We start from the raw sequence: 16,339 nt of genomic DNA on the forward strand, positions 1-16,339 counted from the left end.
GTCAGCTCTCCTTTCCGGCTGCGCTGGGCTCGGCCGCCGCCGCGGCGGGCGCCTCGGCCTTACCGGCCTCGGCGGGCGCGGCCGACTGCTGCGGCTTACGGCCGCGGCCACCGCGCTCGCCACCACGGCGCTGCGGGCGGTCGCTGCCACCGCGCGACGGGCGGTTGCCGGCGCGGGCGGCGGCGTTCTCGGCGCGGACCTCGGCGATGTTCTTCACGTCGCCCTTGTAGATCCACACCTTGACGCCGATGCGGCCGAAGGTGGTCTTGGCCTCGAAGAAGCCGTAGTCGACGTTGGCGCGGAGCGTGTGCAGGGGCACGCGGCCCTCGCGGTAGAACTCCGAGCGGGACATCTCGGCGCCACCGAGACGGCCACCACACTGGATCTTGATGCCCTTGGCGCCGGCCTTCATCGAGCTCTGCATCGACTTGCGCATGGCCCGGCGGAAGGAGACGCGGGAGGAGAGCTGCTCGGCGACGGCCTGGGCCACCAGCTGAGCGTCCACCTCGGGGTTCTTCACCTCGAGGATGTTGAGCTGCACCTGCTTGCCGGTGAGCTTCTCCAGCTCGCCGCGGATACGGTCGGCCTCCGCGCCGCGGCGGCCGATGACGATGCCCGGCCGGGCGGTGTGGATGTCGACGCGGACGCGGTCACGGGTGCGCTCGATCTCCACCTTGGAGATACCGGCGCGCTCCATACCCTTCGTCATCATCCGGCGGATGGCGACGTCTTCCTTGACGTAGTCCTTGTACAGCTTGTCGGCGTACCAGCGCGACTTGAAGTCGGTGGTGATGCCGAGCCGGAACCCGTGCGGGTTTACCTTCTGGCCCATTACCGGGTTCCTTCCTTGCTGCTGACGACCACGGTGATGTGGCTGGTCCGCTTGCGGATCCGGTAGGCGCGGCCCTGGGCACGCGGACGGAACCGCTTCAGGGTCGGGCCCTCGTCGACGTACGCCTCGGAGATGACGAGGCTGTCGGCGTCGGTGTGGTCGTAGTTGTGCGCGGCGTTGGCGATGGCGCTGTCCAGCACCTTGCCGACCGGCACGCTCGCGGCCTGCGGGGCGAAACGCAGGACCGCCTGGGCCTCCGTGGCGCTCATGCCACGGATGAGGTCCACCACGCGGCGGGCCTTCATGGGCGTGACGCGGATGTACCGCGCCTGGGCCCTGGCTTCCATGGTTGTCCCTTCGGTGTCTGTCATGAGTCTTTTCCGCTGATCAGCGACGACGCGACTTGCGGTCGTCCTTCTCATGGCCGCGGAAGGTGCGGGTCGGCGCGAACTCGCCGAGCTTGTGGCCGACCATCGACTCGGTGACGAACACCGGGACGTGCTTGCGGCCGTCGTGCACCGCGATCGTGTGGCCGAGCATGGCCGGGACGATCATCGAGCGGCGGGACCAGGTCTTGATGACGTTCTTGGTGCCTGCTTCGTTCTGCGTGTCCACCTTCTTGATCAGGTGGTCGTCGACGAAAGGCCCCTTCTTGAGACTGCGCGGCATCTAAACCCGCTCCTAGCGCTTCTTGTTCGTCTTGCGGCGGCGGACGATGTACTTGTTGCTGGCCTTCTTCGGCGAGCGCGTACGGCCCTCCTTCTGACCCCACGGCGAGACCGGGTGGCGACCACCGGAGGTCTTGCCCTCACCACCACCGTGCGGGTGGTCGACGGGGTTCATGACCACACCACGAACGGTCGGGCGAACGCCCTTCCAGCGCATGCGGCCGGCCTTGCCCCAGTTGATGTTCGACTGCTCGGCGTTGCCGACCTCGCCGACGGTGGCGCGGCAGCGGACGTCGACCAGGCGGATCTCACCGGACGGCATGCGCAGGTGGGCCATGGAGCCCTCCTTCGCCAGCAGCTGCACGGAGGCACCCGCGGAGCGGGCGAACTTCGCGCCGCCGCCGGGCCGCAGCTCGATGGCGTGGAGCGTGGTACCAACCGGGATGTTGCGCAGCGCGAGGTTGTTACCGGGCTTGATGTCGGCGCCGGGGCCGTTCTCAATGCGGTCGTTCTGCTTCAGGCCACGCGGGGCGAGGATGTAGCGCTTCTCGCCGTCGGCGTAGTGCAGCAGCGCGATGCGCGCGGTGCGGTTGGGGTCGTATTCGATGTGTGCGACCTTCGCCGGGACGCCGTCCTTGTCGTGACGGCGGAAGTCGATCACGCGGTACGCACGCTTGTGACCGCCACCCTGGTGGCGGACCGTGATGCGGCCGGCGTTGTTACGACCACCCTTGCTGTGCAGCGGGCGGACCAGCGACTTCTCCGGCGTGGACCGCGTGATCTCGACGAAGTCGGCGACGCTGGAGCCACGACGGCCCGGGGTCGTCGGCTTGTACTTGCGGATACCCATTTCTCAGTCCTCGGAAGATTCCGGACTTCTGGACGTTCCGATCTCCGTCAGGAGACCGGGCCGCCGAAGATGTCGATGCGGTCGCCCTCGGCGAGGGTCACGATGGCGCGCTTGGTGTCCTTGCGCTTGCCGTAGCCGGTGCGGGTGCGCTTGCGCTTGCCCTGCCGGTTGATCGTGTTGACCCCGGTGACCTTGACCGAGAAGACCGCCTCGACGGCCTGCTTGATCTGGGTCTTGTTCGCGCGCGGGTCGACGATGAACGTGTACTTGTTCTCGTCCAGCAGCGCGTAGCTCTTCTCCGAGACCACCGGCTTGACGAGAACGTCGCGGGGGTCGGTGAAGGTCTTGCTGGTGACAGCGGTCGCCTCACTCATCAGGCGGCGCTCCCTTCGGTCTTCTCAGCGGCCTTGGGACCAGCCACGAAGGACTCGAAGGCGGCCTTGGTGAAGACCACGTCGTCGGAGACGAGCACGTCGTACGTGTTCAGCTGGCCCGGCTCCAGAATGTGCACCTGGGGCAGGTTGCGGGCGGACAGCCACGCGGTCTCGTCGCTCCGCTCGGCGACCAGGAGCACGTTCTTGCGCTCGCTGATCTTGCCCAGCAGGGCCTTCGCGGCCTTGGTGGAGATCTCGCCGTCGACCACGCCGGTCACGACGTGGATGCGCTCGTGACGCGCCCGGTCGGAGAGGGCACCGCGCAGCGCGGCGGCCTTCATCTTCTTCGGGGTGCGCTGGCTGTAGTCGCGCGGCACGGGGCCGTGCACGACGCCACCGCCGGCGAACTGCGGCGCGCGGGTCGAACCCTGGCGCGCGCGGCCGGTGCCCTTCTGGCGGTACGGCTTCTTGCCACCGCCGCGGACCTCACCACGGGTCTTGGTCTTGTGCGTGCCCTGGCGGGCAGCGGCCAGCTGGGCGACGACGACCTGGTGGATCAGCGGAACGCTGACCTGCGCGTCGAAGATCTCCGCGGGGAGTTCGACGGACCCGGCCTTGTCGCCTGCCGGCGAAAGGATGTCAATGGTGCTCATCGGTTACCTCAGGCCCCCTTGGCCGCGGTACGGACCAGGACGAGGCCGCCGTTCGGACCAGGAACCGCTCCCTTGATCAGGAGCAGGCCCTTCTCCGCGTCAACGGCGTGGACGGTCAGGTTCTGGGTGGTGACCCGCTCATTGCCCATGCGGCCGGCCATGCGCAGGCCCTTGAACACGCGGCCCGGGGTGGCGCAGCCACCGATGGAGCCCGGCGAGCGGTGCTTGCGCTGGGTGCCGTGGCCGGCGCCGAGGCCACCGAAGCCGTGGCGCTTCATGACACCGGCGGTGCCCTTGCCCTTGCTGGTGCCGGTCACGTCGACCTTGACACCGGACTCGAACACCTCGGCCGTGACCTCCTGGCCGAGCGTGTACTCACCGGCGTCGGCGGTACGCAGCTCCACCAGGTGGCGGCGCGGGGTCACATCCGCCTTGGCGAAGTGGCCCTTGAGCGGCTTGTTCACCTTGCGCGGGTCGATCTCGCCGAAGGCGATCTGGACGGCGCTGTAGCCGTCCGCGTCATCGGTGCGGACCTGGGTCACGACGCAGGGACCGGCCTTGACGACGGTGACCGGGACGACGCGGTTGTTCTCGTCCCACACCTGCGTCATGCCGAGCTTCTCGCCCAGGACGCCCTTGATCTGCTTAGCCATCTCGCGCGTCACCTCAGAGCTTGATCTCGATGTCGACGCCCGCCGGCAGGTCGAGACGCATCAGCGAGTCAACCGTCTTCGGCGTGGGGTCGAGGATGTCGATGAGGCGCTTGTGCGTACGCATCTCGAAGTGCTCGCGCGAGTCCTTGTACTTGTGCGGCGACTTGATGACGCAGTACACGTTCTTCTCTGTGGGCAGCGGCACCGGGCCCGCGACCGACGCACCAGTCCGGGTCACCGTCTCGACGATCTTCTTCGCCGAGGAGTCGATGACCTCGTGGTCGTAAGCCTTGAGCCGGATGCGGATCTTCTGTCCCGCCATGGCTACTTCGTAGTCCTGTCTCTCGTAACGCTCTGGGACCCGATGGCGTTCGTGCCCTCCTCCACCTCACTCCCGACCCACGCGGTCGGGCGTGTCGCAGCCCTTCCCATAAATCTCCGCACGGAGATCCCTGATGAAGGGGGTTGCTGGGGGAGAAAGTCACCCACCGGGCGCCTGGCTGGGGCCCCGCTGACGCTTCCCGGAAGATTCCCGTACTTCCGCCCCTGATCAGGGGCGACGAGTACTGTGGGACTCGCTTCCGGTCCTCCCGGCGGGAGGCGCGCAGCATCGGCACTCAACCGAGCAACCTGGTTAGTGTGCCATACAGGGCTTGGCCATTGCGAATCGGGCGTTGGAGCGTACCCCACCCGCGCCTCACCGAACCCCGACCGGTCCGATCTACCCTCACCAGGTTTCCCTCATCGCCCCGACAGGGTACGCGTCACCCTCTCCGGGCCCTAAGCTTCCCGGATGGGGTAACGGTGCGGCACTTTTCAGCTGCCCAGAGTAACGGGGGGAGACGTCGATGACGAGCGCGACCGTACGGACCGACGCGGCAGATCACATGACGGACGCGGGCGGAGCGGCGAACGGGGCACCCGCCCCCGGCCAACGCGTCACCGTACGCAATCGCCCCTGGATCGTCACCGACGTGATGCGCTCCTCCGTCTCCGCCGACGACCCCACCCGCGCCGCCGGGGCGACCGCTCCCCACCTGGTGACACTCGTTTCCCTGGAAGAGGACGCCCGCGATGAAGAACTGCGGGTTATGTGGGAGTTGGAGCCCGGCGCCGTAGTTCAAGATCAGCACGCACTCCCCTCACCAGCGGGCGGATTCGACACCCCGGGCCGCCTGGACGCCTTCCTCGACGCGGTCCGCTGGGGCGCGATCGCCTCGGCCGACAAGACCGCCCTCCAGGCGCCGTTCCGTTCGGGGATCGAGATCCAGGACTACCAGCTCGACCCGGTGGTCCGCGCTCTGTCCATGCCCCGGACAAACCTTCTCATTGCGGATGATGTGGGACTTGGCAAGACGGTCGAAGCGGGCCTCGTCATGCAGGAGCTCATGCTCCGCCACCGCGCCCGCACCATGCTGATCGTCTGCCCCGCGGGGCTCACCCTCCAGTGGCGTGACGAGATGCGCGACAAGTTCGGCCTGGACTTCCGCATCGTGAACAGCGCCCTGCTTCGTGAGCTGCGGCGCTCACGGGGGCTGTACGAGAACCCCTGGACCCACTACCCCCGTCTGATCGTCTCCGTCGACTGGCTCAAGCGGGACCGCCCGCTGCGGATGCTGCGCGAGATCCTGCCCCCGGTGCCTGAGTACCCCCGCGCCTTCGACCTGCTGGTCGTCGACGAAGTGCACACCTGCGCGCCCTCCGGCACCGGCAAGTACGCCGTCGACTCGCAGCGCACGAAGGCCATCCGTGCCCTCGCCCCGCACTGCGAGCACCGTCTCTTCCTCTCCGCCACTCCGCACAACGGGTTCCTGAATTCCTTCACCTCCCTGCTCGAACTGCTGGACGACCACCGCTTCGCGCGCGGCGTGAAGCCGTCGCAGGAGCAGCTGAAGCGGGTCATGGTGCGCCGCCTGAAGTCCGAACTGCCACCCACCTGGGACGGCAAGCCGCGCTTCCCCAAGCGGTTACCCCACGCGCTGGAGGTGCGGTACGCCGACGAGGCTCGCGAGGCGTACGGAAAGCTGTGCGCGTACGCCAGGTCCCGGCGCGAGGGCGAGGACTCCAGTGCCGAGCGGACGGCCTCCGACTTCGTCACGACCCTCCTGAAGAAGCGGTTCCTGTCCTCTCCCAAAGCGTTCGCGGAGACCGTCGACGTCCATCTGAAGACGATGACGAAGCGCACCGCCACAGCGCAGGCCCCCGGCGAGAAGGTGCTCCGCCCCCTCATCGACCGGGTCGAAGAGACGGCCGAGAGCGACGACGGGCACGCCGAGGCCGCCGAACGCGCGATGACCGCCGCGCGACAGGCCACTCGCCCCCTCACCTCCGAGGAACACACGAGCCTCAAGGCACTCTCCGCGTGGGCCCGGGAGGCGACACGGCGGCCGGACGCCAAGTTCGCGGCGTTACGCGCCTGGCTCGACGGCATCGTCTGCAAGGACGGCCCGGCGGGCGACTGGGGGCCGGACCGGGTGATCGTCTTCACCGAGTACCGCGACACCCAGCGCTGGCTGCTCGACCGCCTGATCGCCGCCCGCTACCCGAGGGACCGGATCGCCGAGCTGTACGGCGGCCAGAAGCCGGACGAGCGCGAGCACATCAAGACGGTCTTCCAGGAGGACCCGTCCCTCTCCCCCGTCCGCATCCTCCTGGCCACAGACGCTGCCAGCGAAGGCATCAACCTCCAGGCCCACTGCCACCGCCTGCTCCACTGGGAGATTCCGTGGAACCCCAACCGCCTGGAGCAGCGCAACGGCCGCGTCGACCGCCACGGCCAGCGAGCGGACACGGTGGACGTGTACCACTTCGTCCCCGAGGGCTGGCAGGGCTTCGTGGACTCCGACACGGACACGGACTCCCAGCACGCCGACGGGACGCTTGAGGACGAGCTGCACTTCCTCGCCGTCGCCGCCCGCAAGACCGAGCAGATCCGCGAGGACCTCGGCAGCGCGGGCGAGATCATCGCCGCCCAGGTCCAGCAGAAGATGCTGGGCCGCCGCTCCGACTGGACCACCGCCGACGCGGAGATCACCAAGCGGTCGGGCAAGGAGGTCCTCAAAGTCGACCGGGACCTCGCCCGCGAGCTGGAGAAGCTGGTCGCCGAGCTGGCGTGCAGCCGCGACACCCTGCGCCTCACCCCGGAGACGGTGGAACGGGTGGTGCGGACCGCGCTCCTGCTGGCCCACCGCAAGGACCTGACCGAGGTCCAGGACCCGGCGCGGCGCGAAGGCGGGACGGCTCGCTGCTTCCGGCTGCCCGAACTGCCCGGCGCCTGGGCGCACGCCCGCAACGAGGGGTTACGCCACCCGCTGACCGGCGTCGAGCGGTCAGCCGTCTTCGACGAGGCCGAAGCCCGGGGCCGTACGGACGTGGTCCTGCTGCACCTGGGCCACCGGCTGGTCCAGATGTGCCTGCGCCTGCTCCGCGCCGAACTGTGGTCGGGCGCCCGGGAGGCCCGGCTGTCCCGGGTGACCGCCCGCGTGGTCCCCGGCGACCTGCTGCGTTCGCCCGCCGTGGTCGCTCACGGCCGTGTGGTGATCTCCGGACGGGGCGGTGCCCGCCTCCACGAGGAGATCATCACGGCAGGCGGCGCGATCAGCGCCGCGAAGCTGGAGAAATCCCGCCAGGAGGACCTGAACGCCTGGCTGGCGGCGGCGACCGACGACATGCCCGCCCAGGAGATCATGGACCGGCTCGCCGGGCTGTGGCCCCAGCTGGAGACGCGCCTCCTGGGAGCCCTGCGCACGCGTGCGAACGCCAAGTTCCGCTCCTTGGAGAAGCTGCTCGCCACCCGGTGCGAGCAGGAGGTGAACGGCGTACGGAAGGTCCTCGCCGAACTGGAACGCTCCATCCGCGACCGCCTCGACGACCGCGAGCACTGGGAGCAGGGCTCCCTCTTCACCATCGAGGACGAGCGGAACCAGCTGCGCGCCGACCACGACGCGCTGCGCGAGCGCCTGGCCGAGATCCCGCGCCTCGTCGAGTCCGAGACGGAGGCGCTGCGCCGCCGCTGGGCGGATCCGACCCCCCGCTGGTTCCCCGTCTCCGTCACCTTCCTCGTCCCGTCCGCCCTCGCCCGTGGAGACCGTCGCTGATGCCGCCCGCCGCCCGCCGCCGCCCCGTAGCGGGGCACATCCCCACCCCGGCCGAGCAGCACGAGGACTGGCTGAGACTGCTGCGCCCGGACGGGCCCTTCATCGCGCTTCCGGTGCTCGCCGACGTATTCCCGCAGGGCCTGGACACCGTGTCCGACACGGTCCGGCCCCGAATACGCCAGGCGTGGGAGGAGGTCCAGGAGGACCCGGCCCTGCTCGGCCACGGCTGGGAACGGCTGATACTCGGCGAACTGCTCGGCTGGACCCCGGGCCTGCGCGAGGGCGCGGCCCTGCCCGAGTCCCTGCGGGCCGGCGCCGACACACCCGACGCGGTGCTGATGGGCCGCCCCGACCCCGCCTCCCCGGACGGCCCGGAGGCGCGCGTCCTGTTCTTCCGCAGCGGCTGGGGCGAGTCCCTGACCCGGGCCAAGGGCGAGTGGCCGTCGCTGATGGACCGCGCGGCCGACCTCGCCCGCGCGCGCGGCGTCCCCCTCGCCCTGCTCACCAACGGCCGCGAGTGGGCCCTGGTCCACGCCCGCCCCAAGGAAGCCACGAGCCTCGTCGTCTTCGACGCCGACCTGTGGTTCGAAGAGCCCCTGCTGCTGAGGTCGTTCGCCAGCCTGCTGCACGTCCGCCGCGCCGCGCTCCCGGCACGGGACGCGCAGGGGCAGCACACGGCGTCACTCGCCGCGCTGTTCGCCCGTACCGCCGAACAGCAGGCCGACGTCACCGACACGCTCGGCAGGCAGGTCCGCGAGGCGGTCGCCCTGCTCGTCGCCGAACTGTCCCGCCTGGATCGGGAGTCGCGCGGACACCTGCTTGCCGGGGTGGACGGCAAGCAGGTGTACGAGAGCGCGCTCGCCGTGATGATGCGGCTGGTCTTCCTGCTGTACGCCGAGGAGCAGCGGCTGCTGCCCGCCGAGGACCGCCTGTACGCCGACTCGTACGCCGTCGGCCCGCTGCACGGAGTGCTGCGCGCCGAGCTCTCCCAGTACAGCGCCGACTGGAGCGACCGCCGAGCGGCGGCCTGGCCCCGCCTGCTCGCCGTCTTCTCCGCGATCCACGGTGGCTGTGTCCACGACGAGCTGCGTATCCCGGCCTACGGCGGCTCGCTCTTCGATCCGTCCCGCTTCCCGTGGCTGGCGGGGGCGAAGGTCACCGACCGGGTCGTGTACGAGATCCTGGACGCGCTGGTCACCCTGCGCCGCAAGGGCGCGGGCGGCGGTCGCGAGACCTTGTCGTATAAGGGCCTCGACGTCGAACAGATCGGCCATGTCTACGAGGGGTTGCTGGAGTACAGCTGCGAGCGGGCGTATGAGCCGTATCTGGGCCTGATCGGCAAACACGAGGCGGTGCTGGGCCTGGGCTCCCTGGAGGACTGGGCGGCGCAGGGCCGAAGCGTCCTGGAGCATGAGCTGAAGGAAGCGACCGGCGCCACCCCGCTCCAGATCCGCCGAGCGCTGGACGCCTCGGACGCCGGCGCAGTCACCGCCGACCTGGACGCGGCCTGCGACAACGACGAGGCGCTCGCGGCGCGCGTCGCCCCGTTCGCCCGTCTCGTACGCGACGACCTGCGCGGCCAGCCCATGGTCTTCCCGGCGAAGTCCGTGGTCATGGTCCGCTCCGGCGACCGTCGCAACACGGGCACGCACTACACGCCCAAGGTCCTGGCCGAGGAGATCGTCGAGCACACGCTCGCCCCGCTGTGCTTCGCCCCGGGTCCGGCGCAGGGCGCCGCGCAGGGGGTCTGGCGAGCGAAGAAGGCGGAGGAACTGCTTCGGCTCCGGGTGCTCGACCCGGCGATGGGCAGCGGGGCGTTCCTGGTGTCCGCGTGCCGCTACCTCGCCGACCGTGTGGTCGAGGCCTGGGTGCGCGATGGACTCCCGGAGGAGGTGGCGCGCGATGTCGGCGAGAACGACCGCGACGAGCTGCTGCGGCTGGCGCGGCGACTGGTCGCGGACCGGTGCCTGTACGGCGTGGACCGCGACGCGAACGCGGTGGAGCTGGCAAAGCTGTCGCTGTGGCTGGTGACGCTGGCGAAGGGGCGGCCGTTCTCATTCCTGGACCACGCGCTGCGGTTCGGGGACTCGCTGGTCGGTGTGATCGACATTGAGCAGATCAAGGCGTTCCACCTGGAGCCGGACGCACGGCAGTTGAGCCCGGAGGTGTCACGGGCGTTGGAAGTGACGGGGGGACTGCTGTCGAAGGCGGCGGAGCTGCGGCGCGAGATCGAGGCGACGCCGGTCGGGGATATCCGGACGGTGGAGGGCAAGGCGAAGAAGCTCCGGCGGGCTGAGTCCCTGGCGGAGCGGCTGCGGTTAGCGGCGGACGCGGTGGTGGGCGCGGCGCTGGCGGCCGAGGGCATCTCCGACGAGGAGGCGTCGGAGTTGTCGGGTGAGGAGAAGGTGGGCGGCAAGCGGGGCGCTGCGGTGTTCCGCGACGCGAAGGAGTCGGCGAAGGCGCGGGCATATCGGAACCGGCTGGAGCAGGTTGCCGGGTTGGTGGCGCGGGCGCTGGACGAGGAAGGTGGGACGGGGGCAGAGGTGGCGCAGGCCGATGCGCGGGCCATCGTGGACGGGTGGCTGCGGGGGCCGCGCGCGGAGCCGATACGACCGCTGCACTGGCCGCTGGAGTTTCCGGAAATCATGGGGGTGGGCGCCAATTCTGGGTTTGATGCGGTGGTGGGTAATCCGCCGTTCAGCGGTGGGCAGAAACTCAGCGGGAATCTTGGCACTGACTACCGCGAGTATCTGGTCAATCAGCTAGGCGGCAGAACACGAGGAAGCGCCGACCTGTGCGCATACTTCCTATTGCGAAACCTATCGCTGGCACCTGGCCAACGAACGGGGATCATCGCAACTAACACCATTGCTCAAGGGAAGACCCGCGAAGTCGGGCTCGACCAAGCAACGACTGCTGGATGGCGTGTATACCGGGCGGTCAAGTCTCAGCCATGGCCCGGAACGGCATCTTTGGAGGTTGCACTCCTTTGGCTGTCACTTCGAACAGGAAAAGACGAAAAGCAAGTGCTGGACGGCAGGGAAGTCCGTGGGATCACGTCACATCTTGACCCGCGCTCACGCATGACGGGAAAGCCCCACCAACTGGCCGCGAATGCCGAGCAGTCCTACATCGGATCTTATGTCCTAGGAAAGGGGTTCATTCTTCAGCCAGATGAAGCCCGAGCACTAATCGACAAGGATCCTCGCAACCAGGATGTGCTGTTCCCTTACCTCAACGGCGATGACCTGAACTCTCGACCAGACTGTTCAGCAAGCCGCTGGGTCATTAACTTCCATGACTGGCCGGAAGAACAAGCCAGAGCGTACCCAGACGTGTTCGCAATAGCAGAGCGCGAGGTCAAGCCATTCCGCGCACAGAACAAGCGCCCAGCAAGACGAGATCGCTGGTGGCAGTACGCGGAACGCGCCCCCAAGCTATACGAGAAAATTACCGACCTCGAAAAAGTAGTCGTTATCGGTCAAACAAGCAGCACTCAAGTGCCAGCCCTGGTCCCCAACCGGTACATTTTTGACCAAAAGCTCGTCGTTTTCCCTAGCGATAGCTACGCGGAGTTGGCTTTTCGGAGCAGTGAGGTCCAATATTGGTGGACAGTCCGCGAGGGCGTCACGCGCACCGCCGACCTGGTTTACACCCCATCTAGTTGCTGCGCCCCTCTACCTGTTCCTGACTACAACGATGAGCTGAAACGACTGGGTCAAGAATTGGTGACTCAGCGAACCGAGTTTGGGCTGGCATTGACACCGATGTCCCAGCAGCTCCACGACAGCCACAGGTCGAGCGCAGCCCTCAATTCTCTACGCGCAGTACACGAACATTTGGACCAAGCCGTCGTGGCGGCGTATGGATGGACCGATCTGGATCTCCAATATGGGTTCCACGCAACGAAAAGAGGTGTGCGGTACACGATGGCCCCGGTCATGCAGGCCGAGGTCCTGGACCGCCTTCTGGAGCTGAACCACGTTCGCTACCAGGAGGAGCTGGAGGCCGGGCTGCACACGCCAGGAGCGAAGAAGAAGGCTGCTCGGAAGCGAAAGCCCAAGCCCAAGGCAAAGCCCGAGCGGATAGAAGACGGCGTCCAGGACGAGTTGTTCAGCCCGCCCGACACCCCTGCCTGACAGCACACACGTGCTCTGCGCCCGATCACCCAGGGCGCAGAGCACGAAGATCAGTGAAATCCAAGCATCCCGGGCGAATCGATTGTGTGGAGCGGCTGCCGTCCATTCGCCCGAAAGACGATGGCCACGACCCCGGCGAGAGCGGGCACGGGCTTCTGCTCGTCGAGGAGTTGGCGGACCGCTGGGGCGGCGTACCCGAACTGATCTGCAAGACGGTCTGGGCCGAACTCGCCCTCCGCCGCTGATCTCGTCCGCCCGCACCGGCGTCCGGCATCCCTGGCCCCGGTAGCCGAGATCCCGGGGCTGCGGGAGATCAAAAACCAAGAACCCCCGGAAAGAACCCACCCAACCCCACCAAACCTCACTCTGGTCACCCGCACGGGTGATCCCGCCCGCCCCGGCTGGCGCACAGGCGGCCCGGCAGGGCAGGCTCGGGCTCGACAACCCCAGACATGCGACGGCCCCCGGCCGGGAGTGGCTTCCCATTCGAGGGCCTGACCAACGAGGAAGTAAGAGGCTTCCCCAGTGGCTGAGCAGCAGCTTAGCGCGCCCCCGCGCGCGCTTTCCCTGGTTCGCCGATCCTCCGGCGGACTCACCCATGTGAGTGAGTCCCAGCCCACCCGGTACACGATCATCGGCAACCACCTCACCCAGCACCGCGAGCTCTCCCTGACCGCGATCGGGCTCGGCGCGCACATCCAGTCGTTGCCCGACGGCGCGCAAGTGGACATCAGAACGCTGGCGGGGAAGTTCCCGGAAGGGCGGGACCGGATCGCCGCCGCGCTGCGGGAGCTGGAGCGGTACGGGTACGTCGAGCGGGTCCGGAAGCGTACGCCCGAGGGGCGGATCATCACCCGGACGTTCTCGTACAACGACCCCGAGACCACGCGCGCCCGCCGCGCCGGGGAGACACGGCTGCGCGACGCGGTCAGGCCGCCCGTACGGCCGCCCCGGGCCGATCCCGGTCTGGCGCCACCGCCCCGGTCCGATCCCGGCCCCGTACCGCCGACACCGCCCACACCGCCCGCCCAGGCCCCGCCGCCCCTACCGCCCGTACCGGACCCGACTCCCGCGCCGCCGCGCCCGCGCGCCGTGCCAGCCGTCCCCATGCCGGGCGGGACCCCCACCCGCACTGCGGCGGCATCGCTCCTCGCGGCGCTGCGACGCCACGACGACCGGTTACTCCTGTCCGAGCGGGACGTGCGCCGCCTCGCCCCCGCCGTGGACACCTGGCTGGAGCGTGGCGCCGCGCCCGAGGCCGTACGCCGCACGCTGAGCGCGGACCTCCCGCCCGACCTGCGGCACCCGGCGGCCCTGCTCGCCCACCGCCTCACGGAATTACTGCCGCCGCCTCTCCCGGCGGCTCAGCCCACCACCCCACGGCCGACGGTGGTCCCCCTCCAGAACTGCGACGGCTGCGACCGCGCCTTCCGCGCCCAGAAGCCCGGCCTCTGCCGCGACTGCCGGGAGTCCGAGGCGGCTCTCACCCGGGCCGCTGCCTGAGAGGGCACCGGTCGGCGCCGTTCACACCCAGGGCCTGAACCACCCGGCTCGCTAGCATGGCTCTGAGGCTTCCCACCGCCCGATGCGGCCGCCGACCGAGAGAGGTGCGAGCGCCATGACGATCGCCCCGGATCACGCAGACCGTGACGCGCTCCGCTATCAGTCCATGCGAGACATCGTCGAGCAGATACAGGAGAGCGTTCCCGGAAAGCTGGAGATCACAAGGGAAGGGATCGTTCACGACATGATGGCGCCGGGGGGACCGCACGAGCTGACGGCCGCGCGTATCAGCCGTCGGCTGGAGAAAGTCATGCCGGATGATCTACTGGCCCATACCGGCACACCGGATGTGGAGGACCCGCACACGGGCGTGCTGCGCCATCCCGATGTGATCGTGATCGCCGAGGCGGACATGGACGTCGAAGGAGCTCTCGATCCACAGACACTCCTCGCCGCCATCGAGGTGGTGTCCCGGTCCAATCCGGACAATGACTGGGTGGGCAAGACACGGGATTACCCACAGCTTGGTGTCCCCGTGTACGTGATCTTCGACCCCCGCACGGGCGAGGGTGCTGTGCTGTCCGACATCCACCCCACGCCGCATGGCCCCCGGTACGCGACCCGGAAGGACTTCGTCTATGGGGAGGACATCACGATCGGCGAGTGGACCATCTCGACGGAGAACCTGCCGCGCTACGCGTAGAGCGGCACGGGCTTCGCGCCGCGCGATTCAGTCGACGACCGGCCGGACGGTCAGCCCGTCGATCCTCTCCATGCGCGCTGTGGCACCCCGCACCATCAGGTCACCGCGCACGATCACCTCGTCCCCCGCGCGGTGTGCCGCCGCCGCCTTGTCGTAGTCCTGGGGGTCGAGCGTCATCCGGACCCGGCGAAGACGGTCGTCACCCTCCTCCACGAGGTGGCCGTAGACGGTGACCTCGCCCGGTCCGTATCGGGACTCCCGGCGCAGTCGCACCACTGTGCCGCGCAACACCACATCCTGGCGGCCCAGCCGGGCCTTCAGGTCCTTCGCTCCCTCCTCCAGCGCCTCCAGCAGGGGACCGGCCAGGCTGACGGGTGGCGTGGGCTGCTCAACCGGGATGTCCGGGGACCAGGCGAAGTGCATCGAAAAGGCGCTGCGGGCTTCCCCGGAGATTTTCACCAGTGCCTCACAGAGGTTCGCGGACAGGCCGGCGGCGGTATAGAGGCCGAAGTCGGCCAGAGAGTCGTTCTCGACCGTGATTTCCGCTGCCCGGTATGCGCAGTAGACGCCCGCGTACAGCTGACGGGACACCATGCGCTCGAACGGCTCAGGGTGCGAAGCGTCCTCGTCGTACAGCTCCCCCTGCTCGGAAGGAGCCGGAAGCGGGGTGTGTGCCGCGATCACATAGCTCCCGACCCTGGTCTGGTCGACGCGGACTCCCGCCACGAAGTCCTTGACGCGCTGCGGTTTCTGCGCGGGCTGTACGGGCTGCGGCTCGGGGGCGACGGTTGCCGCCGCCGCCGCTGTCATCAGCTCTCTCAAGCCCGCGAAGGCGGGGACCAGATCCACCAGCGGGGCCGTACCGGCAGGCCCGGGCGGAACAAGTCGCAGGTACTGCCAGTCCGCGGACGGCAGCGCCATCTCGCGCAGCACCTCACCGGGGCGCCGGGCCTCCACCATGGACAAGGTCTCCAGGAGGTCGGTGATGCGTCCGGGATAGTCCCGGAACTTCCGCTCCAGGGGCACCAGAACCTCATACGGCGGCCCGGCATCGTCATCCGCGGACAGCTCCCACAGCTGGCCGCGCCCGGAGTCACGGGCCAGGGTCCAGCCTCGTCCACGCAGATAGCGCCGTACGGCGCCTGGCGGCAGCCCGGCCGCCTGCTCGAACTCCGCGTCCGTAATAGGGATCATGACGCCACCAGCATTTCCCGGAAGTCCTCGGCGAACAGGCCATGCAGCGCATCAACGGTCAGCAGGTTCGTGCGGGGAACCTCCACCACGCAAGAACTTTTATTCGGCCGGTCCAGCGGGTCGAGGTGGTGCAGGCATGCCCAGTAAGCGGCATGACGCAGTTTCAGGTGGTCGTGGGTAGCGTCGGCCCAGCAGGCGGGATCGACCGGGGTGATCACCAGGAACAGGAAACGTGGCAGGTTCCACTCGCGCCCTGCGAGCCAGTTGTAGTTCTTGATCTTGAGGGGGTAACGCAGTGTATCCGGGTCATCGTTGGGGGTGGACCAGGACTTCACCTGGACGTCGATGGCCGGGAACGCCCGGGTTCCGGCGCGGCCCGGATAGCCGAGGTTCCAGTCGATGCCGACGCGGTCGCGTTCCCGACGGGCCGCGTCAAGGTTCGCGGCGGCGGCTAACGCCCGCACGAACTGTTCACCGTAATCTCCCCGGTGGCCGTTGTCCCCCATGGGTAACGGCTCCAGTCCCGCAGGCTGGTGCTGGTGCGGGAAGTCACCGGTTGTCACCCCTGCCATCCGCTCCCCCGCGTCGCCCCGCGTCCACTCGGTGGCACAGCGTAGTCGCCGTATCGATCTACGGGAAGCACTCGATCACCATCCGCTTCAAGAGCCCTGCC

At 68.7% G+C, this 16,339-nt stretch carries 15 protein-coding genes; 5 read left to right on the top strand and 10 right to left on the bottom strand.

Annotated features, from left to right (window positions below):
- Position 1: 1 nt before the first annotated feature.
- The 8 genes from rpsC to rpsJ are packed head-to-tail and all read right to left on the bottom strand — an operon-like array spanning position 2 to position 4,352.
- A complete protein-coding gene (gene rpsC, locus ACT2CW_RS24975; RefSeq protein WP_037952894.1) occupies positions 2-832 on the bottom strand; it encodes a 30S ribosomal protein S3 in 831 nt (276 codons plus the stop codon).
- On the bottom strand, positions 832-1,179 hold the full coding sequence (gene rplV / locus ACT2CW_RS24980; RefSeq protein WP_014054168.1) for a 50S ribosomal protein L22: 348 nt from the start codon (positions 1,177-1,179) through the stop codon (positions 832-834). Before rplV ends, rpsC begins: the two co-directional genes overlap by 1 nt.
- A 40-nt stretch (positions 1,180-1,219) precedes the next feature.
- Complete coding sequence (gene rpsS / locus ACT2CW_RS24985; RefSeq protein ID WP_020869258.1) at positions 1,220-1,501, bottom strand: 30S ribosomal protein S19; 282 nt, start codon at positions 1,499-1,501, stop codon at positions 1,220-1,222.
- A 12-nt stretch (positions 1,502-1,513) separates the two neighbouring features.
- Positions 1,514-2,350 carry a 50S ribosomal protein L2 gene (rplB, locus tag ACT2CW_RS24990; RefSeq protein ID WP_030835102.1) on the bottom strand — a complete coding sequence of 279 codons (837 nt, stop codon included), beginning with the start codon at positions 2,348-2,350 and terminating at the stop codon, positions 1,514-1,516.
- A 47-nt stretch (positions 2,351-2,397) separates the two neighbouring features.
- On the bottom strand, positions 2,398-2,724 hold the full coding sequence (gene rplW, locus ACT2CW_RS24995; RefSeq protein WP_020869260.1) for a 50S ribosomal protein L23: 327 nt from the start codon (positions 2,722-2,724) through the stop codon (positions 2,398-2,400).
- Entirely contained in the window at positions 2,724-3,377 is a 654-nt protein-coding gene (gene rplD, locus ACT2CW_RS25000; protein WP_445518328.1) for a 50S ribosomal protein L4, read from the bottom strand. The genes rplW and rplD overlap by 1 nt, the downstream gene beginning before the upstream one ends.
- 8 nt (positions 3,378-3,385) lie before the next feature.
- Entirely contained in the window at positions 3,386-4,030 is a 645-nt protein-coding gene (rplC, locus tag ACT2CW_RS25005; protein ID WP_020869262.1) for a 50S ribosomal protein L3, read from the bottom strand.
- 13 nt (positions 4,031-4,043) lie between these two features.
- Positions 4,044-4,352 carry a 30S ribosomal protein S10 gene (rpsJ, locus tag ACT2CW_RS25010; RefSeq protein ID WP_003948644.1) on the bottom strand — a complete coding sequence of 103 codons (309 nt, stop codon included), beginning with the start codon at positions 4,350-4,352 and terminating at the stop codon, positions 4,044-4,046.
- A 526-nt stretch (positions 4,353-4,878) separates the two neighbouring features.
- On the opposite strand from rpsJ, the gene drmD reads away from it, so the two are divergent.
- The 5 genes from drmD to ACT2CW_RS25035 all read left to right on the top strand — a co-directional run bounded on the left by drmD (position 4,879) and on the right by ACT2CW_RS25035 (position 14,472).
- Positions 4,879-8,127 carry a DISARM system SNF2-like helicase DrmD gene (gene drmD / locus ACT2CW_RS25015; protein WP_445518329.1) on the top strand — a complete coding sequence of 1,083 codons (3,249 nt, stop codon included), beginning with the start codon at positions 4,879-4,881 and terminating at the stop codon, positions 8,125-8,127.
- Positions 8,127-12,266 carry an Eco57I restriction-modification methylase domain-containing protein gene (locus ACT2CW_RS25020; RefSeq protein WP_445518330.1) on the top strand — a complete coding sequence of 1,380 codons (4,140 nt, stop codon included), beginning with the start codon at positions 8,127-8,129 and terminating at the stop codon, positions 12,264-12,266. Before drmD ends, ACT2CW_RS25020 begins: the two co-directional genes overlap by 1 nt.
- A gap of 86 nt (positions 12,267-12,352) precedes the next feature.
- A complete protein-coding gene (locus ACT2CW_RS25025; RefSeq protein ID WP_445518331.1) occupies positions 12,353-12,511 on the top strand; it encodes an ATP-binding protein in 159 nt (52 codons plus the stop codon).
- A gap of 280 nt (positions 12,512-12,791) precedes the next feature.
- Positions 12,792-13,769: a helix-turn-helix domain-containing protein gene (locus ACT2CW_RS25030; RefSeq protein ID WP_445518332.1), complete on the top strand. Its 978-nt coding sequence runs from the start codon at positions 12,792-12,794 to the stop codon at positions 13,767-13,769.
- Between the two features lie 115 nt (positions 13,770-13,884).
- Positions 13,885-14,472, top strand: a complete 588-nt coding sequence (locus ACT2CW_RS25035; protein WP_445518333.1) for a Uma2 family endonuclease — start codon at positions 13,885-13,887, stop codon at positions 14,470-14,472.
- A gap of 27 nt (positions 14,473-14,499) precedes the next feature.
- Here the strand turns inward: ACT2CW_RS25035 and ACT2CW_RS25040 are convergent, their stop codons facing one another.
- The gene (locus tag ACT2CW_RS25040) at positions 14,500-15,666 is read right to left on the bottom strand and encodes a hypothetical protein (protein ID WP_445518334.1); all 1,167 of its coding nucleotides are present in this window, start codon (positions 15,664-15,666) and stop codon (positions 14,500-14,502) included.
- Entirely contained in the window at positions 15,663-16,172 is a 510-nt protein-coding gene (locus ACT2CW_RS25045; protein ID WP_445518335.1) for a DUF4365 domain-containing protein, read from the bottom strand. Before ACT2CW_RS25045 ends, ACT2CW_RS25040 begins: the two co-directional genes overlap by 4 nt.
- Positions 16,173-16,339: the final 167 nt, after the last annotated feature.

The sequence above is a fragment of the Streptomyces sp. NEAU-174 genome (assembly GCF_052665095.1).